This window comes from Streptomyces sp. 2131.1 (genome assembly GCF_900105515.1).
GTDB lineage: Bacteria > Actinomycetota > Actinomycetes > Streptomycetales > Streptomycetaceae > Streptomyces > Streptomyces drozdowiczii.
In genome coordinates, this window is sequence record NZ_FNSY01000001.1 from 5,461,401 (window position 1) to 5,486,599 (window position 25,199).

23 protein-coding genes are annotated in these 25,199 nt (G+C 70.5%); 14 read left to right on the forward strand and 9 right to left on the reverse strand.

The window, feature by feature from the left end:
- Positions 1–52: 52 nt before the first annotated feature.
- From uvrC to pgi, 10 genes are all read left to right on the forward strand, one after another.
- Positions 53–2,122 carry an excinuclease ABC subunit UvrC gene (gene uvrC / locus BLW14_RS24515; protein ID WP_093709348.1) on the forward strand — a complete coding sequence of 690 codons (2,070 nt, stop codon included), beginning with the start codon at positions 53–55 and terminating at the stop codon, positions 2,120–2,122.
- The gene (gene rapZ, locus BLW14_RS24520) at positions 2,119–3,078 is read left to right on the forward strand and encodes an RNase adapter RapZ (RefSeq protein ID WP_093709349.1); all 960 of its coding nucleotides are present in this window, start codon (positions 2,119–2,121) and stop codon (positions 3,076–3,078) included. The genes uvrC and rapZ overlap by 4 nt, the downstream gene beginning before the upstream one ends.
- Positions 3,075–4,109, forward strand: coding sequence for a gluconeogenesis factor YvcK family protein (gene yvcK, locus BLW14_RS24525; RefSeq protein WP_093709350.1), 1,035 nt, complete (start codon positions 3,075–3,077; stop codon positions 4,107–4,109). Before rapZ ends, yvcK begins: the two co-directional genes overlap by 4 nt.
- Entirely contained in the window at positions 4,100–5,089 is a 990-nt protein-coding gene (gene whiA / locus BLW14_RS24530) for a DNA-binding protein WhiA (RefSeq protein ID WP_018104603.1), read from the forward strand. The genes yvcK and whiA overlap by 10 nt, the downstream gene beginning before the upstream one ends.
- Positions 5,090–5,348: 259 nt before the next feature.
- Positions 5,349–6,359 (forward strand): type I glyceraldehyde-3-phosphate dehydrogenase, encoded by a 1,011-nt coding sequence (gap, locus tag BLW14_RS24535; protein ID WP_073968324.1) that lies wholly within the window; start codon positions 5,349–5,351, stop codon positions 6,357–6,359.
- Between the two features lie 111 nt (positions 6,360–6,470).
- Positions 6,471–7,682, forward strand: coding sequence for a phosphoglycerate kinase (gene pgk, locus BLW14_RS24540; RefSeq protein WP_093709351.1), 1,212 nt, complete (start codon positions 6,471–6,473; stop codon positions 7,680–7,682).
- Between the two features lie 6 nt (positions 7,683–7,688).
- Complete coding sequence (tpiA, locus tag BLW14_RS24545; RefSeq protein ID WP_018518818.1) at positions 7,689–8,465, forward strand: triose-phosphate isomerase; 777 nt, start codon at positions 7,689–7,691, stop codon at positions 8,463–8,465.
- Between the two features lie 110 nt (positions 8,466–8,575).
- A complete protein-coding gene (gene secG / locus BLW14_RS24550) occupies positions 8,576–8,812 on the forward strand; it encodes a preprotein translocase subunit SecG (RefSeq protein ID WP_018104607.1) in 237 nt (78 codons plus the stop codon).
- 109 nt (positions 8,813–8,921) lie between these two features.
- Entirely contained in the window at positions 8,922–9,257 is a 336-nt protein-coding gene (locus BLW14_RS24555) for an RNA polymerase-binding protein RbpA (RefSeq protein WP_073864697.1), read from the forward strand.
- Between the two features lie 150 nt (positions 9,258–9,407).
- On the forward strand, positions 9,408–11,060 hold the full coding sequence (gene pgi / locus BLW14_RS24560; RefSeq protein ID WP_093710837.1) for a glucose-6-phosphate isomerase: 1,653 nt from the start codon (positions 9,408–9,410) through the stop codon (positions 11,058–11,060).
- Between the two features lie 35 nt (positions 11,061–11,095).
- On the opposite strand, the gene BLW14_RS24565 is transcribed toward pgi, so the two are convergent.
- The 6 genes from BLW14_RS24565 to tkt all read right to left on the reverse strand — a co-directional run bounded on the left by BLW14_RS24565 (position 11,096) and on the right by tkt (position 18,134).
- Complete coding sequence (locus BLW14_RS24565) at positions 11,096–11,452, reverse strand: VOC family protein (protein ID WP_093709352.1); 357 nt, start codon at positions 11,450–11,452, stop codon at positions 11,096–11,098.
- 111 nt (positions 11,453–11,563) lie between these two features.
- Positions 11,564–12,304, reverse strand: coding sequence for a 6-phosphogluconolactonase (gene pgl / locus BLW14_RS24570; protein WP_256333021.1), 741 nt, complete (start codon positions 12,302–12,304; stop codon positions 11,564–11,566).
- A 41-nt stretch (positions 12,305–12,345) separates the two neighbouring features.
- Positions 12,346–13,359, reverse strand: a complete 1,014-nt coding sequence (opcA, locus tag BLW14_RS24575) for a glucose-6-phosphate dehydrogenase assembly protein OpcA (RefSeq protein ID WP_093709354.1) — start codon at positions 13,357–13,359, stop codon at positions 12,346–12,348.
- The gene (zwf, locus tag BLW14_RS24580; protein WP_093709355.1) at positions 13,356–14,888 is read right to left on the reverse strand and encodes a glucose-6-phosphate dehydrogenase; all 1,533 of its coding nucleotides are present in this window, start codon (positions 14,886–14,888) and stop codon (positions 13,356–13,358) included. Before zwf ends, opcA begins: the two co-directional genes overlap by 4 nt.
- A 5-nt stretch (positions 14,889–14,893) precedes the next feature.
- The gene (tal, locus tag BLW14_RS24585) at positions 14,894–16,012 is read right to left on the reverse strand and encodes a transaldolase (RefSeq protein ID WP_093709356.1); all 1,119 of its coding nucleotides are present in this window, start codon (positions 16,010–16,012) and stop codon (positions 14,894–14,896) included.
- Between the two features lie 34 nt (positions 16,013–16,046).
- Complete coding sequence (tkt, locus tag BLW14_RS24590) at positions 16,047–18,134, reverse strand: transketolase (protein WP_093709357.1); 2,088 nt, start codon at positions 18,132–18,134, stop codon at positions 16,047–16,049.
- A 435-nt stretch (positions 18,135–18,569) separates the two neighbouring features.
- Here tkt and BLW14_RS24595 point away from each other — a divergent pair, with 435 nt between their 5' ends.
- Positions 18,570–19,523 (forward strand): heme o synthase, encoded by a 954-nt coding sequence (locus tag BLW14_RS24595; RefSeq protein ID WP_177154087.1) that lies wholly within the window; start codon positions 18,570–18,572, stop codon positions 19,521–19,523.
- A gap of 91 nt (positions 19,524–19,614) precedes the next feature.
- On the forward strand, positions 19,615–19,980 hold the full coding sequence (locus tag BLW14_RS24600; RefSeq protein WP_093709358.1) for a hypothetical protein: 366 nt from the start codon (positions 19,615–19,617) through the stop codon (positions 19,978–19,980).
- Between the two features lie 85 nt (positions 19,981–20,065).
- Here BLW14_RS24600 and BLW14_RS24605 read toward each other — a convergent pair whose 3' ends face one another.
- The 3 genes from BLW14_RS24605 to BLW14_RS24615 all read right to left on the reverse strand — a co-directional run bounded on the left by BLW14_RS24605 (position 20,066) and on the right by BLW14_RS24615 (position 22,887).
- Positions 20,066–21,079 carry a COX15/CtaA family protein gene (locus BLW14_RS24605; RefSeq protein ID WP_093709359.1) on the reverse strand — a complete coding sequence of 338 codons (1,014 nt, stop codon included), beginning with the start codon at positions 21,077–21,079 and terminating at the stop codon, positions 20,066–20,068.
- A gap of 111 nt (positions 21,080–21,190) precedes the next feature.
- Positions 21,191–21,958 carry an ABC transporter permease gene (locus tag BLW14_RS24610; RefSeq protein WP_093709360.1) on the reverse strand — a complete coding sequence of 256 codons (768 nt, stop codon included), beginning with the start codon at positions 21,956–21,958 and terminating at the stop codon, positions 21,191–21,193.
- Positions 21,955–22,887: an ABC transporter ATP-binding protein gene (locus tag BLW14_RS24615; RefSeq protein WP_093709361.1), complete on the reverse strand. Its 933-nt coding sequence runs from the start codon at positions 22,885–22,887 to the stop codon at positions 21,955–21,957. Before BLW14_RS24615 ends, BLW14_RS24610 begins: the two co-directional genes overlap by 4 nt.
- Positions 22,888–23,023: 136 nt before the next feature.
- Between BLW14_RS24615 and BLW14_RS24620 the strand changes: the two genes are divergently transcribed.
- On the forward strand, positions 23,024–23,764 hold the full coding sequence (locus BLW14_RS24620) for a helix-turn-helix transcriptional regulator (RefSeq protein WP_093709362.1): 741 nt from the start codon (positions 23,024–23,026) through the stop codon (positions 23,762–23,764).
- A complete protein-coding gene (gene sufB / locus BLW14_RS24625) occupies positions 23,761–25,182 on the forward strand; it encodes a Fe-S cluster assembly protein SufB (protein ID WP_093709363.1) in 1,422 nt (473 codons plus the stop codon). The genes BLW14_RS24620 and sufB overlap by 4 nt, the downstream gene beginning before the upstream one ends.
- The last annotated feature ends 17 nt before the right edge of the window (positions 25,183–25,199 follow it).

Consider the following 25,199-nt stretch of genomic DNA (forward strand, 5'->3'; position numbering starts at 1 on the left):
GGCGCCATCCGGGCACCCCGCGCTGTCACTGCCCGCAAGTAGGGTGGGAGGCATGGCAGACCCCTCCAGCTACCGCCCCAAGCCGGGACAGATCCCCGACTCCCCGGGGGTCTACAAGTTCCGCGACGAGCACCGCCGGGTGATCTACGTCGGGAAGGCGAAGAACCTGCGCCAGCGCCTGGCGAACTACTTCCAGGACCTGTCCGGTCTGCATCCGCGCACGCGCACGATGGTGACCACGGCCGCCTCCGTGGAGTGGACCGTGGTGTCCACCGAGGTCGAGGCGCTCCAGCTGGAGTACTCCTGGATCAAGGAGTTCGACCCCCGGTTCAACGTCAAGTACCGCGACGACAAGAGCTATCCCTACCTCGCGGTCACGCTGAACGAGGAGTTCCCCCGCGTCCAGGTGATGCGCGGCGCCAAGAAGAAGGGCGTGCGCTACTTCGGCCCGTACGGACACGCCTGGGCGATCCGCGAGACCGTCGACCTGATGCTCCGCGTCTTCCCCGTCCGCACCTGCTCCGCCGGGGTCTTCAAGAACGCCGCGCGGACCGGCCGCCCCTGCCTCCTCGGCTACATCGGCAAGTGCTCGGCCCCCTGCGTCGGCCGCGTCACCCCCGAGGAGCACCGCGAACTGGCCGACGACTTCTGCGACTTCATGGCCGGCCGCACCGGCACGTACATCCGCCGCCTGGAGAAGGACATGATGGCGGCGGCCGAGGACATGGAGTACGAGCGGGCCGCGCGGCTGCGCGACGACGTCGGGGCGCTCAAGCGGGCCATGGAGAAGAGCGCGGTCGTCCTCGCCGACGCCACCGACGCCGACCTCATCGCGGTCGCCGAGGACGAGCTGGAGGCCGCCGTCCAGATCTTCCACGTGCGCGGCGGCCGGGTCCGCGGCCAGCGCGGCTGGGTCACCGACAAGGTGGAGAACGTCGACACCTCCGGCCTCGTGGAACACGCCCTCCAGCAGCTGTACGGGGAGGAGAGCGGCGACGCCGTCCCCAAGGAGGTCCTCGTCCCGGCCCTCCCCGAGGACCCCGACGCGGTCTCCCAGTGGCTCGCGGACCGGCGCGGCTCCCAGGTCAGCCTGCGCATCCCGCAGCGCGGCGACAAGAAGGACCTGATGGTCACGGTCCAGCGCAACGCGCAGCAGGCCCTCGGACTGCACAAGACCAAGCGCGCCTCCGACCTCACCACCCGCTCCCGCGCCCTGGAGGAGATCGCCGAGGCCCTCGGCCTGGACACCGCCCCGCTGCGCATCGAGTGCTTCGACATCTCCCACCTCCAGGGCGAGGACGTCGTGGCGTCCATGGTGGTCTTCGAGGACGGGCTCGCCCGCAAGGGGGAGTACCGCCGCTTCCAGATCAAGGGCTTCGAGGGCCAGGACGACGTCCGCTCGATGCACGAGGTGATCAGCCGCCGCTTCCGCCGCTACCTCCAGGAGAAGGAGCGCACGGGGGAGTGGGAGGAGTCCCCGGCCGCCACGGGCCCCGTCCCGGCGGGGCCCGCCGTCTCCGGCCCGGTCCCGGCCCCCGACGCCGGCCCCGCCGACGGGACCGCCCCGGCCGACGGCGAGTCCCGCGAGGACGACGGACGTCCCAAGCGGTTCGCGTACCCGCCGCAGCTCCTCGTCGTCGACGGCGGGCAGCCGCAGGTCGCCGCCGCCAAGCGGGCCCTGGACGAGCTGGGCATCGACGACATCGCCGTCTGCGGCCTCGCCAAGCGCCTCGAAGAGGTCTGGCTGCCCGATGACGACGACCCGGTGGTGCTGCCCCGCTCCAGCGAGGGCCTCTACCTCCTCCAGCGCATCCGCGACGAGGCGCACCGCTTCGCCATCACCTACCAGCGCGCCAAGCGGGCCAAGCGCATCCGCACCAGCCCCCTGGACGCGGTCGCCGGCCTCGGAGAGACCCGGAAACAGGCGCTGATCAAGCATTTCGGCTCCGTCAAGAAGCTGCGGCAGGCGACAATCGACGAGATCTGTGAGGTGCCCGGGATAGGCCGCAGGACCGCGGAGTCCGTGGCCGTCGCCCTCGCGGCGGCCGCCCCGGCCGCACCCGCCGTGAACACGGCCACAGGAGAGATCATGGAAGAGGACGACGGGGGCAGCACGACATGACCGAGCACGAACACGAGCACGACCGCACCGACCGAGCAGACGGAGCAGCAGACGTGAGTACGGGCACCTCGACCGAGACGGGCGACACCGGAGCGGCCATCCCGGAACTGGTGATCATCTCCGGGATGTCCGGCGCCGGACGCAGCACCGCCGCCAAGTGTCTGGAGGACCTCGGCTGGTTCGTCGTCGACAACCTGCCGCCCGCGCTGATCCCCACCATGGTGGAGCTCGGCGCCCGCTCCCAGGGCAACGTGGCCCGGATCGCCGTCGTCGTCGACGTGCGCGGCCGCCGCTTCTTCGACAACCTGCGCGAATCCCTCGCCGACCTGGACGCCAAGGGCGTCACCCGCCGGGTGGTCTTCCTGGAGTCCTCCGACGACGCGCTGGTCCGCCGCTTCGAGTCGGTCCGCCGCCCGCACCCCCTCCAGGGCGACGGCCGCATCGTCGACGGCATCGCCGCCGAGCGCGACCTGCTGCGCGAGCTGCGCGGCGACGCCGACCTGGTGATCGACACCTCCAGCCTCAACGTCCACGAGCTGCGCGCCAAGATGGACGCCCAGTTCGCCGGCGACGAGGAGCCGGAGCTCCGCGCCACGGTGATGTCGTTCGGCTTCAAGTACGGCCTGCCGGTCGACGCCGACCTGGTGGTGGACTGCCGCTTCCTGCCGAACCCGCACTGGGTGCCGGAGCTGCGCCCCTTCACCGGGCTCAACGAGGAGGTGTCCGCGTACGTCTTCGACCAGCCGGGCGCCAAGGAGTTCCTCAACCAGTACACGGAGCTGCTCCAGCTCGTCGCCGCGGGCTACCGCCGCGAGGGCAAGCGCTATGTGACCATCGCGGTGGGCTGCACGGGCGGGAAGCACCGGTCGGTGGCCATGTCGGAGAAGCTGGCGGCCCGGCTCGCCACGGAGGGGATCGAGACCGTGCTCGTACACAGGGACATGGGGCGCGAGTGACCAGTCGCAATCTGCGCCTGCGCCGGCTGCGGGGAGCGGCGGCCACGCTCTCCGTGCGCAAGCGCGGCGCCCAGCCCAAGGTCGTCGCCCTCGGCGGCGGCATGGGCCTGTCCGCCTCTCTCACCGCGCTGCGGCGGATCACCGGCGACCTGACCGCCGTGGTCACCGTCGCCGACGACGGGGGCTCCAGCGGACGACTGCGCGAGGAGCTGGGCGTGCTGCCCCCCGGCGACCTGCGCAAGGCGCTGGCCGCCCTCTGCGGCGACGACGATTGGGGCCAGACCTGGGCCCAGGTCATCCAGCACCGCTTCCAGTCCAAGGGCGACCTGCACGAGCACGCGGTCGGCAACCTGCTGATCGTCGCCCTGTGGGAGCAGCTCGGCGACCACGTCCAGGCCCTCGACCTGGTCGGCAAGCTCCTCGGCGCGCACGGCCGGGTGCTGCCCATGTCCGCTGTGCCGCTGGAGCTCCAGGCCCTCGTCAAGGGCCACGACCCCGAGCGTCCGGACGACGTGGACACCGTGCGCGGCCAGGCCACCGTCGCCCTGACCCCGGGCGAGGTCCAGTCCGTGCACGTGGTCCCGGCCGACCCGCCGGCCGTCCCCGAGGCGGTCGCCGCCGTACGGGACGCGGACTGGGTGGTCCTCGGCCCGGGGTCCTGGTTCTCCTCGGTGATTCCGCACCTGCTCGTGCCCGAACTGCTGGACGCGCTGATCGAGACGAAGGCCCGCAAGGTCCTCTCGCTCAATCTCGCACCGCAGCCCGGCGAAACAGAAGGCTTCTCACCGCAGCGTCATTTGGAGGTTTTGGGACGACACGCCCCTAAACTCGCCCTGGACGTGGTGCTGGCCGACGAGGCCGCCGTGCCCGACCGCGAGTCCCTCGCCGACGCAGCAAAGCGGCTCGGTGCCGCGGTCGAGCTGGCGCCCGTGGCCTCACCCGACGGCGTTCCGATCCATGATCCGGAGCTGTTGGCCGCCGCGTACGACCGTATTTTTCGGATGCATGGAAGGATCGGCCCATGGCGATGACGCCGGCGGTGAAGGACGAAGTCTCTCGGCTTCCCGTGACCCGGACCTGCTGCAGGAAGGCGGAGGTCTCGGCGATTCTTCGGTTCGCGGGTGGCCTCCACCTGGTGAGCGGCCGGATCGTGATCGAGGCTGAGCTGGACACCGCGATGGCGGCGCGCCGGCTCAAGCGGGACATCCTGGAGATCTTCGGGCACAGCTCGGAGCTGATCGTGATGGCCCCCGGCGGCCTGCGGCGCGGCTCGCGCTACGTCGTACGGGTGGTGGCCGGCGGCGACCAGCTGGCGCGCCAGACCGGTCTTGTCGACGGCCGGGGCCGCCCCATCCGCGGCCTGCCCCCGCAGGTGGTCTCGGGGGCCACCTGCGACGCGGAGGCCGCCTGGCGCGGGGCCTTCCTGGCGCACGGCTCGCTCACCGAGCCCGGCCGCTCCTCCTCGCTGGAGGTCACCTGCCCCGGCCCGGAGGCCGCCCTCGCCCTGGTCGGCGCCGCCCGCCGGCTCTCCATCGCCGCGAAGGCCCGCGAGGTGCGCGGGGTGGACCGGGTCGTCGTCCGCGACGGCGACGCGATCGGTGCCCTGCTCACCCGGCTCGGTGCCCACGAGTCGGTGCTGGCCTGGGAGGAGCGCCGGATGCGCCGCGAGGTCCGCGCCACCGCCAACCGCCTCGCCAACTTCGACGACGCGAACCTGCGCCGCTCCGCCCGGGCCGCCGTCGCCGCAGGCGCCCGGGTGGGCCGCGCGCTGGAGATCCTGGGCGAGGAGGTCCCTGAGCACCTGGCGGCCGCCGGCCGGCTGCGCATGGAGCACAAGCAGGCGTCCCTGGAGGAGCTGGGCGCCCTCGCCGACCCGCCGCTGACCAAGGACGCCGTCGCGGGCCGCATCCGCCGGCTCCTCGCGATGGCCGACAAGCGCGCCCAGGACCTCGGCATCCCCGGTACCGAGTCCACTCTCAGCGAAGAACTGGCCGACGGCCTGGTCGGCTGAGCCGTACCGGCGGTACGCGCCCCGCGAGGGGAACGGCCCGTCGGCCCACGGGCGTTGACGCTGCGTAATCGCCGCAGGAAGCGTCCGAGGGCAACCGGAAGCCCTTGCTCCTACTGGGGAGTAGGGGCTTTCCGCGTTCTTACGGCCCCGCTCGATGTCACCCCGGCGGCTTCGGAGAGGTAGGGTCGGAGGCGGTCGGGGACATCCCATACAACTCGCCGGCGTCGAAAACCGGCGTACCTAACGAGGAGATCGGTTCGTGACGATCCGCGTAGGCATCAACGGCTTTGGCCGCATCGGTCGTAACTACTTCCGCGCGCTGCTGGAGCAGGGTGCGGACATCGAGATCGTGGCTGTCAACGACCTGGGTGACACCGCGACCACGGCCCACCTGCTGAAGTACGACACCATCCTGGGTCGTCTCAAGGCAGAGGTGAGCCACACCGCCGACACCATCACCGTCGACGGCCACACCATCAAGGTGCTCTCCGAGCGCAACCCGGCCGACATCCCCTGGGGTGAGCTGGGCGTCGACATCGTCATCGAGTCGACCGGCATCTTCACCAAGAAGGCCGACGCCGAGAAGCACATCGCCGGTGGCGCGAAGAAGGTCCTCATCTCGGCTCCGGCCAAGGACGAGGACATCACCATCGTGATGGGCGTCAACCAGGACAAGTACGACGCGGCCAACCACCACGTCATCTCCAACGCGTCCTGCACGACCAACTGTGTCGCCCCGATGGCCAAGGTTCTCGACGAGAACTTCGGCATCGTCAAGGGCCTCATGACGACGGTCCACGCGTACACCAACGACCAGCGCATCCTGGACTTCCCGCACTCGGACCTGCGCCGCGCCCGCGCCGCCGCCGAGAACATCATCCCGACCACGACCGGTGCCGCCAAGGCCACCGCTCTGGTCCTGCCGCAGCTCAAGGGCAAGCTCGACGGCATCGCGATGCGCGTCCCGGTCCCGACCGGCTCGGCCACCGACCTGGTCGTGACCCTCCAGCGCGAGGTCACCAAGGACGAGGTCAACGCCGCGTTCAAGAAGGCCGCCGACGACGGCGACCTCAAGGGCATCCTGTACTACACCGAGGACCCGATCGTGTCCTCGGACATCGTCAGCGACCCGGCGTCCTGCACCTTCGACTCCTCCCTGACCATGGTCCAGGAGGGCAACACGGTGAAGATCCTCGGCTGGTACGACAACGAGTGGGGCTACTCCAACCGTCTCGTCGACCTCACCGTCTTCGTCGGCGGCCAGCTCTGAGCACCGCCGCACCGGCAGGCATCTCGATGTGAGCACGGGGCTCGAACAGCGCAACGCCGCGCTGTTCGAGCCCCCTCGCATGCTCCCTCGTCCTCCAAGGAGTCCAGACAGATGAAGACGATCGACGAACTTCTCGCCGAAGGGGTCGCCGGCAAGCGGGTATTCGTCCGCGCCGACCTCAACGTGCCGCTCAGCGGCACCGCCATCACCGACGACGGCCGCATCCGCGCCGTCACCCCGACCGTCCGGAAGCTCGCCGACGCCGGCGCCCGGGTCGTCGTCGCCTCGCACCTGGGCCGCCCCAAGGGCGCCCCGGACCCGGCGTTCTCGCTGGCCCCCGCCGCCACCCGGCTCGGTGAACTGCTCGGCGCCGACGTGGCGTTCGCGACCGACACGGTCGGCGAGTCCGCCCGCGCCACCGTCGACGCGCTCACCGACGGCCAGGTCGCCGTCATCGAGAACCTGCGCTTCAACCCGGGCGAGACGTCCAAGGACGACGCCGAGCGCGGCGCGTTCGCCGACCAGCTGGCCGAGCTGGCCGACCTGTACGTGGGCGACGGCTTCGGCGCCGTCCACCGCAAGCACGCCTCGGTCTTCGACCTCCCGGCCCGCCTTCCGCACGCCGCCGGCGACCTCATCGCCACCGAGGTCGGCGTCCTGAAGAAGCTCACCGACGACGTGCAGCGGCCCTACGCCGTCGTGCTCGGCGGCGCCAAGGTCTCCGACAAGCTCGGCGTCATCGACCACCTGCTGGAGCGCGCCGACCGCATCCTGATCGGCGGCGGCATGGCGTACACCTTCCTCAAGGCCCAGGGCCACGAGGTCGGCAGCTCGCTGCTCCAGGAGGACCAGATCCCGGCGGTCCAGGAGTACCTGCGGCGCGCCGAGGAGAAGGGTGTGGAGTTCGTCCTCCCCGTCGACGTCGTCGTCGCGCCCTCCTTCCCCGACCTCAAGACCAAGGCCCCGGCCCACCCGGACACCGTCCCCGCGGACGCCATGCCGGCCGGGCAGATGGGCCTGGACAACGGTCCGGAGACCAACAAGCTCTACGCATCGAAGCTCGCCGACGCGGCCACCGTCTTCTGGAACGGCCCGATGGGCGTCTTCGAGCACCCCGACTTCGCCGAGGGCACCCGGGCCGTCGCCCAGGCCCTCGTCGACTCCTCGGGCTTCAGCGTGGTCGGCGGTGGCGACTCCGCCGCCGCGGTCCGCATCCTGGGCTTCGACGAGAACGCGTTCGGACACATCTCGACCGGTGGCGGTGCCAGCCTCGAATACCTCGAGGGCAAGACGCTTCCCGGCCTCGCCGCTCTGGAGGACTGACCTTTCATGACCACTCGCACCCCGCTGATGGCGGGCAACTGGAAGATGAACCTCAACCACCTCGAGGCCATCGCCCACGTCCAGAAGCTCGCCTTCGCCCTGGCCGACAAGGACTACGACGCCGTCGAGGTCGCCGTCCTGCCGCCCTTCACCGACCTGCGCTCCGTGCAGACGCTGGTCGACGGCGACAAGCTGAAGATCAAGTACGGCGCCCAGGACATCTCGGCGCACGACTCCGGCGCGTACACCGGTGAGATCTCCGGCCCCATGCTCGCCAAGCTGAAGTGCACCTTCGTCGCCGTCGGCCACAGCGAGCGCCGCCAGTACCACGGCGAGACCGACGAGGTCTGCAACGCCAAGGTGAAGGCCGCGTACAAGCACGGCCTGACCCCGATCCTGTGCGTCGGCGAGGGCCTGGACGTCCGCAAGGCCGGCGACCAGGTCGCGTACACCCTCGCGCAGCTCGACGGTGCCCTGAAGGACATCCCGGCCGAGCAGGCCGAGTCCATCGTGATCGCCTACGAGCCGGTCTGGGCCATCGGCACCGGCGAGGTCGCCACCCCCGAGGACGCGCAGGAGGTCTGCGGTGCGATCCGCGTCCGCCTCGCCGAGCTGTACTCGCAGGAGCTGGCCGACGCCGTCCGTATCCAGTACGGCGGCTCGGTGAAGTCCGGCAACGTGGCCGCGATCATGGCCCAGCCCGACGTCGACGGCGCCCTGATCGGCGGCGCGGCGCTCGACGCCGACGAGTTCGTCAAGATCGTCCGCTTCCGCGACCAGTGAGTATGCGGTAGCGCGGATCCGTCGTACCCTTGCGGGGGCCGGGGAGGGCAGCCTCCCGGCCCCCGTTGTTCGCACTAGCAGTCGGTATTTCCGGAAAGTAGGGACCAGCCGTGATTCTGGGGTTCGAGATCGCCCTGATCGTCTTCAGCCTGCTGCTGATGCTGCTGGTGCTGATGCACAAGGGCAAGGGCGGCGGTCTCTCCGACATGTTCGGTGGCGGCATGCAGTCCTCCGTCGGCGGTTCCTCGGTCGCCGAGCGCAACCTCGACCGCATCACCGTGGTGGTCGGTCTGGGCTGGTTCGCGTGCATCGTGGTGCTTGGTCTGCTCATCAAGCTGGACAACTGACCCGTCGTACGCGATTCCCGGTGACGGTGTAACTCCTTTCACTGGACGCGCGTTGGGCCTTACGTAGACTGGGGCATCTTCGAGCACCATCACGCAGGGAGTTACGACCGTGGCAAGTGGCAACGCGATCCGGGGAAGCCGGGTCGGAGCGGGGCCGATGGGGGAGGCCGAGCGCGGCGAGTCCGCGCCACGGCTCCGCATCTCCTTCTGGTGCTCGAACGGGCACGAGACGCAGCCCAGCTTCGCCCATGACGCGCAGGTGCCGGACACCTGGGACTGCCCGCGCTGCGGTTTCCCGGCCGGCCAGGACCCGGAGAGCCCCCCGGACCCGCCGCGCACCGAACCGTACAAGACGCACCTCGCGTACGTACGGGAGCGCCGCAGCGACGCGGACGGCGAGGCCATCCTCGCCGAGGCCCTCGCGAAACTCCGCGGCGAGATCTAGAGAATTCACCGGCCGGACACCCACTGGGTGCCCGGCCGGAGTGCTTCCGCCGTGCCGCAGCCCGCCGTTGTCACGTCCGGCCGCCTGATCAATTAGGTTGGAGGGGCAGCGGGGAACTGCGGTTACGAGAGAAGTGGGCTGATGTCCGGGATGAACGCAACAAGCCGTACCAGGCTCAACCAGACGCCGGAATGGGCCGCGCTGGGCAAGCACCGTGAGCAGTTCGGGTCGACCCATCTGCGCCAGCTGTTCGCGGACGACCCGGAGCGCGGCACCGGGTACACCCTGCGGGTCGGCGACCTGTACCTCGACTACTCCAAGCACCTGGTCACCGACGAGACGCTGGGACTGCTGCGCGAGCTGGCCGTCGCCACCGACGTCGCCGGGCTGCGCGACGCCATGTTCCGCGGCGAGAAGATCAACACCACCGAGGACCGCGCCGTCCTGCACACCGCGCTGCGCGCCCCGCGCGACGCCGTGATCGAGGTCGACGGCGAGAACGTGGTGCCGGCCGTTCACGCGGTGCTCGACAAGATGGCGGCGTTCTCCGACCGCGTCAGGTCGGGGGAGTGGACCGGCCACACCGGCAAGCCGATCAAGAACATCGTCAACATCGGCATCGGCGGCTCCGACCTCGGCCCCGCCATGGCCTACGAGGTGCTGCGCTCCTTCACGGACCGCTCGCTCACCTTCCGCTTCGTCTCCAACGTCGACGGCGCCGACCTGCACGAGGCCCTCCACGACCTGGACCCGGCCGAGACGCTGTTCGTCATCGCCTCGAAGACCTTCACCACGATCGAGACGATCACCAACGCGACCTCCGCCCGGGACTGGCTGCTCACCGGCCTGAGGGCCGGTCAGGACGCCGTCGCCAAGCACTTCGTGGCGCTGTCGACCAACGCGGAGAAGGTCGCGGACTTCGGCATCGACACGGCCAACATGTTCGAGTTCTGGGACTGGGTCGGCGGGCGCTACTCGTACGACTCCGCCATCGGCCTCTCGCTGATGATCGCCATCGGCCCGGACCGGTTCCGCGAGATGCTCGACGGCTTCCACCTCGTCGACGAGCACTTCCGCACCGCCCCCGCCGAGGAGAACGCCCCGCTGCTGCTCGGCCTGCTGGGCGTCTGGTACGGCGCGTTCTTCGACGCGCAGTCGCACGCGGTGCTGCCCTACAGCCACTACCTGTCCAAGTTCACCGCGTACCTCCAGCAGCTGGACATGGAGTCCAACGGCAAGTCCGTGGACCGGGACGGCAATCCGGTCGACTGGCAGACCGGCCCGGTCGTCTGGGGCACCCCCGGCACCAACGGCCAGCACGCCTACTACCAGCTGATCCACCAGGGCACGAAGGTCATCCCGGCCGACTTCATCGGCTTCGCGCAGCCGGTCGACGACCTGCTGCCCGGCCTGGTCGCCCAGCACGACCTGCTGATGGCCAACTTCTTCGCCCAGACCCAGGCCCTTGCCTTCGGCAAGACGCCGGACGAGGTGCGCGCCGAGGGCGTCCCGGAGGAGCTGGTGGCGCACAAGACGTTCCGGGGCGACCACCCGACGACGACGATCCTCGCGGACCGGCTCACCCCGTCCGTCCTCGGCCAGCTGATCGCGTTGTACGAGCACAAGGTCTTCGTCCAGGGCGCGATCTGGAACATCGACTCCTTCGACCAGTGGGGCGTCGAGCTCGGCAAGGTACTGGCCAAGAAGATCGAGCCCGTCCTGACCGAGGGCAAGGGCGGCGAGCAGCTGGACAGCTCGACCGCCGCGCTCGTCTCGACGTACCGCGAGCTGCGCGGGCGCTGAGTCCCGCCCGAGGGGCCCCGTTGCGACGGGGCCCCTCAGCCGTGCGTCGTGTCGATGACGCAGAAGCGGTTGCCCTCCGGGTCCGCCAGTACCACGAAGTCCGGGTCCTCGGGATACAGCTCCCAGTCGGCCTCCGCCGCGCCGAGCGCGAGCAGCCGGGCCACCTCGGCGTCCTGCTCCTCCGTGTAGAGGTCGAGGTGGACCCGGGGGATCTCCTGCACCGGGGAGTCGCTGCGGCCCAGCGAGAGCCCGACGCCCGGCCCCTCGGCGGGAACCAGGACCACCCAGTCCTCCGTGGCCGGTTCCCGCTCCACGTAACCCAGGGCCGCCTTCCAGAAGGCGGCCGCCCGCGCCACGTCCGACGCGCCCATCACCACGGTTCCGATGTGCATGGGCCGAGCCTTTCACGGACCGGCCCCGGAAACGCGGGCCCCGTAAAAGCGGCGGGCCCGGTCCGCTCCTCGGAGCGGACCGGGCCCGGTGGGAAGCCCGCTGACGGCAGGTCAGGCGGCGGCCGGCGGGTACAGGGCGCGGGGGAGGCGGGAGGCCGCCGCCGCGTCCAGCAGCCACAGCGTGCGGCCGCGGCCGTACGCACCGGCCGCCGGGGCCTGGATCTCCCCGGCCCCCGACAGGGCGATGGCCACGGCCTCCGCCTTGTCCTCGCCCGCGGCCAGCAGCCACACCTCGCGCGCCGCCCGGATGGCGGGCAGCGTCAGCGAGACCCGTACCGGCGGCGGCTTCGGCGCACCGTGCACACCGACGACGGTGCGCTCGGTCTCCCGTACCGCGGGCAGTTCCGGGAAGAGCGAGGCGACATGGGTGTCGGGGCCGACGCCCAGCATCAGCACGTCGAACTCCGGCACCGGGCCGTGGTCCTGCGGCGCCGAAGCGGCCGCCAGCTCGGCCGCGTACCCGGCGGCCGCCGCGTCGGCATCCGGGCCGTAGGGGCCGTCCGAGGCGGGCATGACGTGCACCCGGGACGGGTCCAGGGGCACGGCGTCGAGCAGCGCCTCGCGGGCCTGGGTGATGTTCCGCTCGGGGTCGCCCTCGGGCAGGAACCGCTCGTCGCCCCACCACAGGTCGAGGCGCGACCAGTCGACCGCGTCCCGGGCGGGCGCGGCGGCGAGCGCGGCCAGCAGGCCGTTGCCGTTGCGCCCGCCGGTGAGCACCACCGAGGCGTCGCCGCGCGCGGCCTGGGCGTCCACGATCTTCGTGATCAGCCGGGCCGCCGCGGCCTGCGCCATCAGCTCCTTGTCGCGGTGCACGACGAGCTGCGGTACTCCGGTCACTTCGCCGCCGCCTTCTTGGCCGGAGCGGCCTTCTTCGCGGGAGGCGTCGGGTCCGCGGCCTTCTTGGCCGGAGCGTCCGCGTCCTTCCTGTCGAGGTGCTCCACGCCGAACTTCACCGTCGACTCGTAGATGTTGTCCGGGTCGAGGCGGCGCAGTTCCTCCGCGAGCAGCTCCGCCGTCTCGCGGCGCTTGAGCGCCACCGCGCGGTCCGGCTGACCCACCATGCAGAGCGTGGCGAGCGAGCCGTCGGCCCGGTCCAGGACGATGTCGCCGTTCTTCGTGGTCATCCGGACGGCCGTCAGGCCGGGGCCGCCGGACGTGGTGCGCTCCACCGGGACGCCGAGCCGGTCCGCGAGCCACATGGCCAGCAGCTCGCAGCTCGGGTTGTCCGACTCGCCCTCGACCGTGGCCGAGACGACCTCGGCCGGCTGCTGGTCGAGCGCCGCCGCCAGCATCGAGCGCCACGGCGTGATGCGCGTCCAGGCCAGGTCCGTGTCACCGGGCTGGTAGGTCTGGGCGCGCATCGCCAGCTCTTCGAGCGGGTGCTCGGCCGAGTAGGTGTCGGTGATCCGGCGCTGGGCCAGCGCGCCGAGCGCGTCCTTCGCCGGGTCGGCGGGGGAGTCCTGCGGCCACCACACCACCACCGGGGCGTCCGGCAGCAGCAGCGGCAGGACGACCGACTGGGCGTGGTTGGCCAGCTCGCCGTGGAGCCGCAGAACCACGGTCTCGCCGGAGCCCGAGTCGGAACCGACCCGGATCTCGGCGTCGAGGCGCGCGTCTCGGCGGGTGCGCGGCGAACGGCTGAGCCGCTTGATGACCGCGATGATCCGCGAGGGGTGCTCGCGCGAGGAGTCGCTCGCGGCCTTCAGCGCGTCGTAGGCGTTCTCCTCGTCGGTGACGATGACGAGGGTGAGCACCATCCCGATCGCCGGGGCGCCGACCGCGCGCCGGGCCGAGACGAGCGCCTGGTTGATCTTGCTGGACGTGGTTTCCGTGAGATCGATCTTCATGGCCGGCGCCAGCTCCGTCCGTCGCGTGCGAGCATCTCGTCCGCCTCGGCCGGACCCCAGGTGCCGGCCGGGTACTGGGCGGGCTTGCCGTGCTTGTCCCAGTACTCCTCGATCGGGTCGAGGATGTTCCAGGAGAGCTCGACCTCCTGGTGGCGCGGGAAGAGGTTGGCGTCGCCGAGCAGGACGTCGAGGATGAGCCGCTCGTACGCCTCCGGGCTGGACTCCGTGAAGGACTCGCCGTACGCGAAGTCCATCGTGACGTCCCGGACCTCCATCGAGGTGCCGGGCACCTTGGAGCCGAACCGCACCGTGACGCCCTCGTCCGGCTGCACCCGGATGACCAGGGCGTTGCCGCCGAGCTCCTCGGTCGCGCCGGACTCGAAGGGCAGGTACGGGGCGCGCTTGAAGACGACCGCGATCTCCGTGACCCGGCGGCCGAGCCGCTTGCCGGTGCGCAGGTAGAACGGGACGCCCGCCCAGCGGCGGTTGTTGATCGTCAGCTTGATCGCGGCGAAGGTGTCGGTCTTCGACTTGGGGTCGATACCGTCCTCCTCCAGATAGCCGAGGGCCTCCTCGCCGCCCTGCCAGGCGTGCGTGTACTGGCCGCGCACGGTGTGCTTGCCCAGGTCCTCGGGCAGCTCCACCGCGGTGAGCACCTTGAGCTTCTCGGCGACCAGGGCCTTGGGGTGGAAGGAGCCGGGCTCCTCCATCGCGGTCAGCGCGAGCAGCTGCAGCAGGTGGTTCTGGATGACGTCACGGGCGGCGCCGATGCCGTCGTAGTAGCCGGCGCGGCCGCCGATGCCGATGTCCTCGGCCATCGTGATCTGCACGTGGTCGACGTAACTGCGGTTCCAGATCGGTTCCCACATCGTGTTGGCGAAGCGCAGCGCCAGGATGTTCTGGACCGTCTCCTTGCCGAGGTAGTGGTCGATCCGGAAGACCTCGTTCGGCGGGAAGACGTCGTGCACGAGCTGGTTGAGCTCCTGCGCGCTCTTCAGGTCGTGGCCGAACGGCTTCTCGATGACGGCGCGCCGCCAGCTGCCGTCCTTCTGGTCGGCCAGCCCGTGCTTCTTGAGCTGCTGGACGACCTTGGGGAAGAACTTCGGCGGGACGGACAGGTAGAAGGCGAAGTTGCCGCCCGTGCCCTGCGCCTTGTCCAGCTCCTCGATCGTGGCCCTGAGGGTCTCGAAGGCCACGTCGTCGTCGAAGTTGCCCTGCACGAAGCGCATGCCCTGGCTGAGCTGCTGCCAGACCTCTTCGCGGAAGGGCGTACGGGAATGCTCCTTGACGGCGTCGTGCACGACCTGGGCGAAGTCCTCGTCCTCCCAGTCGCGGCGTGCGAAGCCGATGAGCGAGAAGCCCGGCGGCAGCAGGCCGCGGTTGGCCAGGTCGTAGACGGCGGGCATCAGCTTTTTACGGGACAAATCGCCCGTGACGCCAAAGATGACCAGGCCCGACGGCCCCGCGATGCGCGGGAGCCGTCGGTCCTGGGCGTCACGGAGCGGGTTGGCTCCGGGAACACCAGACAAAGTGGTCAGCCCTCCGAGGGGGCGAGGCGCTTGAGCTCCGCCTCGGTCGAGTTCAGCAGGTCATTCCAGGACGTCTCGAACTTCTCGACGCCCTCGTCCTCCAGTACCTGCACGACGTCGTCGTAGTCGACGCCGAGCTTCTTGATGGTGTCGAGGTCCGCGCGGGCCTGGTCGTAGGCACCGGCGACGGTGTTGCCGGTGACCTCGCCGTGGTCCGCCACCGCGTCCAGAGTCGCCTCCGGCATGGTGTTGACCGTGTTCGGGGCGACGAGGTCGACGACGTACAGGGTGTCCTTGAGGGCCGGGTCCTTCACGCCGGTCGAGGCCCACAGGGGACGCTGCTTGTTGGCGTGCGCCTTGTCCAGGGCGGCCCAGCGCTCACCGGCGAAGACCTCCTCGTACGCCTCGTAGGCCAGGCGGGCGTTGGCCAGGGCGGACTTGCCCTTCGCGGCCTTCGCCTCCTCGCCGCCGACGGCGTCCAGGCGCTTGTCGATCTCGGTGTCCACACGGGACACGAAGAAGGACGCCACCGAGTGGATCTTCGAGAGGTCCAGGCCCGCGGCCTTCGCCTTCTCCAGGCCCGCCAGGTAGGCGTCCATGACCGCGCGGTAGCGCTCCAGCGAGAAGATCAGCGTGACGTTGACGCTGATGCCCCGGCCGATCGTCTCGGTGATCGCGGGCAGGCCCGCCTTGGTCGCCGGGATCTTGATGAGCGTGTTCGGGCGGTCCACCAGCCAGGCCAGCTGCTTGGCCTCGGCGACCGTGGCCGTCGTGTTGTGCGCCAGGCGCGGGTCGACCTCGATGGAGACCCGGCCGTCCTGGCCGTCCGTCGCGTCGAAGACCGGACGCAGGATGTCGGCCGCGTCACGGACGTCCGCGGTGGTGATCATGCGGATCGCCTCCTCCACGGTCACCTTGCGGGCCGCGAGGTCGGCGAGCTGCTGGTCGTAGCCGTCGCCCTGCGAGATGGCCTTCTGGAAGATCGACGGGTTGGTCGTGACCCCCACGACGTGGCTCTGGTCGATCAGCTCCGCCAGATTGCCCGACGTGATCCGCTTGCGCGAGAGGTCGTCGAGCCAGATCGCCACGCCCTCGTCGGAGAGGCGCTTGAGTGCGTCTGTCATGAGAAATGCATCTCCTACTAGTCGTATAACGGCGTCAGCGCGTGGCGGCGGCGAGGGATTCCCGGGCGGCCTCGGCGACGTGCTCGCCGGTGAAGCCGAACTCCCGGAACAGGACCTTGGCGTCCGCCGAAGCGCCGAAGTGCTCCAGCGACACGATCCGGCCGGCGTCGCCGACGTACCGGTGCCAGGTCAGGCCGATGCCCGCTTCCACGGCCACACGGGCCTTGACCGACGGCGGCAGAACGCTGTCCTTGTAACCCTGTTCCTGCTCCTCGAACCACTCGACACACGGCATCGACACCACACGGGTCGGAATTCCGGCCGCCTGGAGCTCCTCGCGCGCCTCCACGGCGAGCTGGACCTCGGAGCCCGTGCCGATCAGCACGACCTGCGGCTGGCCGCCCTCGGCCTCGAAGAGCACGTATCCGCCCTTGGCCGCGTCCTCGTTCGCCTCGTACGTCGGCACGCCCTGGCGGGTCAGCGCCAGACCGTGCGGGGCGCCCTTGCCGAACACCTTGGTGTAGCGGCGCAGGATCTCGCGCCAGGCGATGGCGGTCTCGTTGGCATCGGCCGGGCGCACGACGTTGAGGCCCGGGATGGCGCGCAGCGAGGCCAGGTGCTCCACCGGCTGGTGGGTCGGGCCGTCCTCGCCGAGGCCGATCGAGTCGTGCGTCCACACGTAGGTCACCGGAAGGTGCATCAGCGCGGACAGGCGCACGGCGTTGCGCATGTAGTCGGAGAACACCAGGAAGGTGCCGCCGTAGATGCGGGTGTTGCCGTGCAGCGCGATGCCGTTCATCGCGGCGGCCATGGCGTGCTCGCGGATGCCGAAGTGGACCGTGCGGCCGTACGGGTCGGCCTCCGGCAGCGGGTTGCCCGCCGGGAGGAACGACGACGTCTTGTCGATCGTGGTGTTGTTCGAGCCGGCCAGGTCGGCGGAGCCGCCCCACAGCTCGGGGATGATCCCGCCGAGCGCCTGGAGCACCTTGCCGGACGCGGCGCGGGTGGCGACGCCCTTGCCGGTCTCGAAGACCGGGAGGCTGTCCTCCCAGCCCTTGGGCAGCTCGCCCGCGGCGATGCGGTCGAAGTCGGCGGCGCGCTCCGGGTTGCCGGCGCGCCAGGCGTCGAAGCCCTTCTGCCACTCGGCCTTGGCCTCGCGGCCGCGGTCCAGGGCGGCGCGGGTGTGCGCGATGACCTCGTCGGGGACCTCGAAGCTCTTCTCCGGGTCGAAGCCGAGCACCCTCTTGGTCGCGGCGACCTCGTCGTCGCCGAGCGCCGAGCCGTGCGAGGCCTCGGTGTTCTGGGCGTGCGGGGCGGGCCAGGCGATGATCGAGCGGGCCGCGATGAACGACGGGCGCTCGGTCTCGGCCTTGGCGGCCAGCAGCGCGTTGTAGAGGCCCTCGGGGTCCAGGTCGCCGTTGGGCAGCTGGTCGACGCGCTGGACGTGCCAGCCGTACGCCTCGTAGCGCTTGACGGTGTCCTCGGAGACCGCGGTCTCCGTGTCGCCCTCGATGGAGATGTGGTTGTCGTCCCACAGCAGGACCAGGTTGCCGAGCTTCTGGTGGCCGGCCAGGGAGGACGCCTCGGCCGAGATGCCCTCCTGGAGGCAGCCGTCACCGGCGACGACCCACACCATGTGGTCGAAGGGGGAGGTGCCGGGGGCGGCCTCCGGGTCGAACAGACCGCGCTCGTAGCGGGCGGCCATGGCCATGCCCACCGCGTTGGCGACACCCTGGCCCAGCGGGCCGGTCGTCGTCTCCACACCGGTGGTGTGGCCGTACTCGGGGTGCCCCGGGGTCTTGGAGCCCCAGGTGCGGAACGACTTCAGGTCATCGAGCTCCAGGCCGTAGCCGGCCAGGTAGAGCTGGATGTACAGGGTCAGGCTGCTGTGGCCCGCCGAGAGCACGAACCGGTCGCGGCCGGTCCACTCCGCGTCCGCGGGGTCGTGCCGCATCACCTTCTGGAAGATGGTGTACGCGGCGGGAGCCAGGCTCATGGCCGTACCCGGGTGGCCGTTTCCGACTTTCTGTACGGCGTCCGCGGCGAGGACGCGGACGGTGTCCACGGCCCGCTGGTCCAATTCGGTCCACTGGAGGTCTGTGGTGGTCGGCTTGGTGCTCACCCTGAGTCAGGGCTCCTCTCCAACTGTTGTAGACCGGTGACTTCGACCGCACCGGATGCTGTCGAGCCTACCCCCGTCCGGACCCGTGATTTCCGGCTCCTACCAGGGTGCGGGCGGCCCGCGGAATCCGCCTCCCGTATGAGCGGAAGGGCTCACCGATGGGCTTCTCCGATGAGCGCGCGGACCCACTCCTGGGCGCTCCGAAGAGCGGCCCGGAGCGCGGTTGCGAGGCCCCCGGAAGCGATCCGCGCGAGCGCTGCGACACCAGTGCGTCACTCGTGCGTACGAGAAGGGTCGCGGCGGCCGTCCGCGCCACATCAACACGACCCCACCCCCGCGAAGGGCGGCCTGTCCCCAACGTCTACAGTGGTCGGGTTCGCGCAAGTCTTCACTGGGCCCTCACGCCCGGAGCTTGCTGGGATTTCTCTGTCAGGGGTGTGCGTGACGGCCGTCGAGTCCCGACCCGCAGGGGTCGCCTTGACTCCGAGCCCAGGGGGCCAACGCCCATTCGGGGCCCGTGTCAAGGCATTCGTGGCACTGACCAAGCCTCGGATCATCGAGCTGTTGCTGATCACCACTGTTCCGGTGATGTTCCTGGCCGCTCAGGGTGTACCCGACCTGTGGCTCGTGCTCACTACCACCATCGGCGGCTATCTGTCCGCCGGCGGTGCCAATGCACTGAACATGTACATCGACCGCGACATCGACGCGCTGATGGACCGTACGGCGCAGCGCCCGCTGGTCACCGGCATGGTGAGCCCGCGCGAGTGCCTGGCGTTCGGCATCACCCTCGCGGTGGTCTCGACGGTCTGGTTCGGGCTGCTCGTCAACTGGCTGTCGGCGGCGCTTTCGCTGGGAGCCCTGCTCTTCTACGTCGTGGTCTACACGATGCTGCTGAAGCGCCGCACCGCGCAGAACATCGTCTGGGGGGGCATCGCGGGCTGCATGCCGGTCCTCATCGGCTGGTCCGCCGTGACGAACGAGATGTCCTGGGCCGCGGTGATCCTCTTCGCCGTCATCTTCTTCTGGACGCCGCCGCACTACTGGCCGCTGTCCATGAAGGTCAAGGACGACTACGCGCGCGTCGGCGTCCCGATGCTCCCGGTCATCGCGTCCAACCGGGTGGTCGCCCGCCAGATCGTCGCCTACAGCTGGGTGATGGTCGCCGTCTCGCTGCTGCTCACCCCGCTGGGCTACACCGGCTGGTTCTACACGGCCGTGGCGCTGCTCACCGGCGGCTTCTGGCTCTGGGAGGCGCACGCGCTGCTCAGCAGGGCCAAGGCCGGCGTGACGGGCGCGAAGCTCAAGGAGATGCGGCTGTTCCACTGGTCGATCACCTACGTCTCGCTGCTGTTCGTGGCCGTGGCGGTGGACCCCTTCCTCCGGTAGGACCCCTTTCCGGCCGACGGGCGGGGAGCGTGGCACAAGCCACGCTCCCCGCCCGTCGCCGGTTGATCTACCCGCCGGTAGCATCCTGTCCATGGCAGACACGGCAGCTGAGACGGCTGAGACCCAGGTGGACGGCAGGCGGGCGGCGCGCGCGGAGCGCAGGGCGGCCCGGCTGGCCAAGCAGATCGGGGCCTTCGCGAAGGCCCACGGCGGCGCCGAGGGGCAGGTCGCCTACCTCGGGCAGATGGGCGCGCGCATCGTCCTGGTGGGCGAGGACGGCGGCTGGGGCGATCTGGTCGCCCCCTCGTACGAGATCGCCGAGAGCGCCGCGCAGAAGTCCGGGATCACCCTGCACGAGTCCTTCGACGGCGAGTTCGCGGCGAAGGTGCACACGGGCCCGTACGAGTGGTCCCGGATGGCCGGCATCCAGGTCGGCGGCCCGTCGAACAAGGCCTGAGAACCGAAACGGACCGGGGCCCCCGCTCCACGGCTCTGCGCCGTCGGAGCGGGGGCCCCGGTCCATTGTCCGTGTGCCGCCCGGCTCAGCCGGCCGCGGCGGGCTCCGCCTGCTCGACCACCGGCTCCGGCACCCGGGCCACCGCCACCGGCCGCTCCCGCAGCGACAGCATGACGCGTACGACCCCGATCCACACCAGGCACGAGCCGAGCATGTGCAGCCCGACCAGGATCTCCGGGGTGTCGGTGAAGTACTGCACATAGCCGATGACACCCTGCGCCATCAGGATCAGGAACAGCTCACGTGTCCGGTGCAGCGGTCCGACCGGCGCGTCCACGGCCTTCAGGACGAACCAGAGCGCGACCGTCAGCGCCACCACGACCCACGCCAGGTCGGCGTGCAGCTGGGCGACCGTCTTCCAGTCGATCGGGATGCGGTGGACGTCGCTGGAGTCGCCCGCGTGCCGCCCGGCACCCGTGACCACCGTGCCCACGGCGATCAGGAGCCCCGCCGCGACGGCCAGCAGCCAGGCCAGCTGCGCGACCGCCTTGCCGACCAGCGGGCGCGGCGCCTCGTCGCCCTCACGGGTCCGCTGCCAGGTCGTCAGGGCGACCGTGAGCAGCGCGGTGGACAGCAGGAAGTGCGCCGCCACGGTGTACGGGTTCAGCCCGACGAGCACCACGATGCCGCCGAGCACCGCGTTGCCCATCACGATCCAGAACTGGACCCAGCCGAGCAGGGTGACGCTGCGCCGCCAGGGCTTCGCGGAGCGGGCCGCGATGATCGCCCAGCCGACCGCCGCGCACAGCACGTACGTGAGCATGCGGTTGCCGAACTCGATGGCTCCGTGGAAGCCCATCGCGCTCGTCGCCGTCAGGCTCTCGTCGGTGCACTTGGGCCAGGTCGGGCAGCCGAGGCCGGAGCCGGTCAGCCGGACGGCGCCGCCGGTCACGACGATGACGACGGCCATCACGACGGCGGACATGGCCGCGCGGCGCACCGTCCGCGGCTGGGGCGTCCAGCGCTCGGCGATGTACAGCAGCGGGTTGCGCAGGGCTTGAGCGACTTCGGCTCGGGTCAGCTTGGGCACGCGCACCATGGTAGGGCGCCGCTTGTGCAAGCTTTCACGAGGGGCCTTCCGCCCTGACCGGCGCGACGCCTCCCAGGGGGGACGAGTTACGCGTAACGGCGACGGAATGCGTCCGCCGGCTCACTCCCAGCGGAAGAAGCGGGCCGCCGCGCCGAGCCCCAGCACCGTCCAGACCGCGAGGATGCCCAGGTCGCCCCACGGCATTCCGGCGCCGTGCTGGAGGACGTCCCGCAGCCCGTCCGAGAGGGCCGCGACGGGCAGCAGTCCCAGCACCGACTGCACCGCGTCCGGGAACTTCTCCAGCGGCACGATGACCCCGCCGCCCACCAGCAGCAGCAGGAACACCAGGTTGGCGGCGGCGAGTGTCGCCTCGGCCTTCAGCGTCCCGGCCATCAGCAGCCCGAGCCCGGAGAACGCGGCGGTCCCCAGCACCAGGAGCAGCAGCACGGAGAGGGGGTTGCCGTGCGGCGACCAGCCCAGCGCGAACGCGATCACCGTCAGCAGGACCACCTGGAGGACCTCGGTTACCAGCACGGACAGGGTCTTCGCGGTCATCAGCGCCCACCGGGGCAGCGGCGACGCGCCGAGGCGCTTGAGCACGCCGTAGCGCCGCTCGAACCCGGTGGCGATGGCCTGTCCGGTGAAGGCCGTCGACATCACGGCCAGCGCCAGCACGCCGGGCGCCAGGAAGTCGACCGCCTCGCCCGCGCCGGTGTCCACGATGTCCACGGAGCTGAACAGCACGAGCAGCAGCGTCGGGATGACCACGGTCAGCAGCAACTGCTCGCCGTTGCGCAGCAGCATCCGCGTCTCCAGCGCGGTCTGCGCGGCGATCATGCGCGGCAGCGGGGCGGCGCCCGGCCGGGGGGTGTACGTACCGGCGCTCATGCGCGCAGCTCCTTGCCGGTCAGTTCGAGGAAGACGTCCTCCAGGGTGTGGCGCTCCACGGAGATGCCGGAGGGCATCACACCGTGCTGCGCGCACCAGGAGGTGACGGTGGCCAGCAGCTGGGGGTCGATGCCGCCGGTGATGCGGTAGGCGCCGGTGCTCAGCTCGGCGGCCTCGGTGCCGTCCGGGAGCGCCTTGAGCAGCGAGCCGAGGTCGAGCCCGGGGCGGCCGGTGAAGCGCAGGGTGTTCTCGGCGCCGCCGCGGCACAGGGCCTCGGGGGAGCCCTGGGCGACGATGCGGCCGGCGTCGATGACGGCGACCTCGTCGGCCAGCTCCTCGGCCTCGTCCATGAAGTGGGTGGTGAGCACGGTGCTCACGCCGTCGGCGCGCAGTTCCCGGACGAGGTCCCAGGTGGAGCGGCGGGCCTGCGGGTCGAGGCCCGCGGTGGGCTCGTCCAGGAAGACCAGCTCGGGCCGGCCGACGACGGCCATGGCCAGGGCGAGGCGCTGCTGCTGTCCGCCGGAGAGCCTGCGGTAGGTGGTGCGGCCGCAGGAGCCGAGGCCGAGGCGTTCGATCAGGGCGCCGACGTCGAGCGGGTGGGCGTGCAGCTTCGCCATGTGGCGGAGCATCTCGTCGGCGCGGGCGCCGGAGTAGATCCCGCCCGACTGGAGCATCACCCCGATCCGGGGGCGCAGCCGCGCGGCGTCTGCGACGGGGTCGAGGCCCAGGACCCGGACCGTCCCGCGGTCCGGGCGGCGGTAGCCCTCGCAGGTCTCGATGGTGGTGGTCTTGCCGGCGCCGTTGGGGCCGAGCACGGCGGTCACCGCGCCGGCCGGGATCTCCAGGTCGAGGCCGTCCACCGCGGTCTTGTCGCCGTACCGCTTCACCAGGCCGCTGATCCGGACGGCCGGGCGGGGCTCGCTGTTCATGGCAGACGAGTCTAGGCAGCGGCCCGCGAACGCCCTGCCCCGGGGCTTGATTAGGTAACCCTAAGTGATGAAAGGCACCGTTGATCGTTTCGGACCGTGGTTGTCAGAGCCGGATGAATTACGCAACAATGGCGTTGTGAAATACGCGGGCGAGGCTCCTCAGGAGGAACTCGCGACCGGTGAGCGCTCGACGCGCAACCGTGTCGCGCGGTCCATCCTGGACCACGGCCCGTCCACGGTCGCGGAGCTGGCGAAGCGCCTGGGCCTCACCCAGGCCGCCGTCCGGCGCCACCTCGACGCCCTCGCCTGCGACGGCGTCGTCGAGGCCCGCGAGAAGCGGGTGTACGGGGCGCGGACCCGGGGCCGTCCGGCCAAGGTGTTCGCCCTCACCGACTGCGGCCGGGACGCCTTCGACCAGTCCTACGACTCGCTCGCCGCGGACGCCCTGCGCTGGATCGCCGAGACCGCGGGCGACGAAGCGGTCATGGCATTCGCCCGGGCCAGGACCGCCGAGCAGTCGGCGGCCTACCGCGCGGCGATCGACGCCGCGGACCCCGAGGCCCGTACGGAGGCGCTGGCCAAGGCGCTGACCGCCGACGGGTACGCTGCTACGGCGCGCAGCGCGCCGGGCCCGCAGCAGGGTGAGCAGCTGTGCCAGCACCACTGCCCGGTCGCACACGTCGCCGAGCAGTACCCGCAGCTGTGCGAGGCGGAGACGGAGATCTTCTCCAGCCTCCTGGGGACCCATGTGCAGCGTCTGGCCACCATCGCCCACGGCGACGGGGTGTGCACGACGTACATTCCGCGCAGCGGACACCCCACCCCACAGACCACCGATTCAGCATCTGCAAGCACGGCCGGGAGGAACCCCGAATGACGCTCCCCACGGAGACTGCCCACCCTGAGCTCGATGGCCTGGGCACGTACGAATTCGGCTGGGCCGACTCCGACGCGGCAGGCGCGGCGGCCAAGCGCGGCCTCTCCGAGGCCGTCGTCCGCGACATCTCGGAGAAGAAGAACGAGCCCGAGTGGATGCTGAAGCTGCGGCTCAAGGGCCTCAAGCTCTTCGGCAAGAAGCCGATGCCGAACTGGGGCTCGGACCTGTCGGGCATCGACTTCGACAACATCAAGTACTTCGTCCGCTCGACGGAGAAGCAGGCCGCCTCCTGGGACGACCTGCCCGAGGACATCAAGAACACGTACGACAAGCTCGGCATCCCGGAGGCGGAGAAGCAGCGCCTCGTCGCCGGTGTCGCCGCGCAGTACGAGTCCGAGGTCGTCTACCACCAGATCCGCGAGGACCTGGAGGAGCAGGGCGTCATCTTCGTCGACACCGACACCGCGCTGAAGGAGCACGAGGAGCTCTTCAAGGAGTACTTCGGCACCGTCATCCCGGTCGGCGACAACAAGTTCGCGTCGCTGAACACGGCCGTGTGGTCCGGCGGCTCCTTCATCTACGTGCCCAAGGGTGTCCACGTCGACATCCCGCTCCAGGCCTACTTCCGTATCAACACGGAGAACATGGGCCAGTTCGAGCGGACGCTGATCATCGTCGACGAGGACGCCTACGTCCACTACGTCGAGGGCTGCACGGCCCCGATCTACTCCTCCGACTCGCTGCACTCCGCGGTCGTCGAGATCATCGTGAAGAAGGGCGGCCGCTGCCGCTACACGACGATCCAGAACTGGTCGAACAACGTCTACAACCTGGTCACCAAGCGCGCCGTGGCCTACGAGGGCGCGACCATGGAGTGGGTCGACGGCAACATCGGCTCCAAGGTCACCATGAAGTACCCGGCCGTCTACCTGATGGGCGAGCACGCCAAGGGCGAGACCCTGTCCATCGCCTTCGCGGGCGAGGGCCAGCACCAGGACGCCGGCGCCAAGATGGTCCACATGGCCCCGAACACCTCGTCCAACATCGTCTCCAAGTCGGTGGCGCGAGGCGGCGGCCGCACCTCGTACCGCGGTCTGATCGAGATCGGCGAGGGCGCGCCGGGCGCGAAGTCCAACGTGCTGTGCGACGCGCTGCTCGTCGACACGATCTCCCGCTCCGACACGTACCCGTACGTCGACGTCCGCGAGGACGACGTGTCGATGGGCCACGAGGCGACCGTCTCCAAGGTCTCCGAGGACCAGCTCTTCTACCTGATGAGCCGCGGCATGACCGAGTTCGAGGCCATGGCGATGATCGTGCGCGGCTTCGTCGAGCCGATCGCCAAGGAGCTCCCGATGGAGTACGCCCTGGAGCTCAACCGGCTGATCGAGCTGCAGATGGAGGGCTCGGTCGGCTAGTGCCGCCGAGGCCGGCC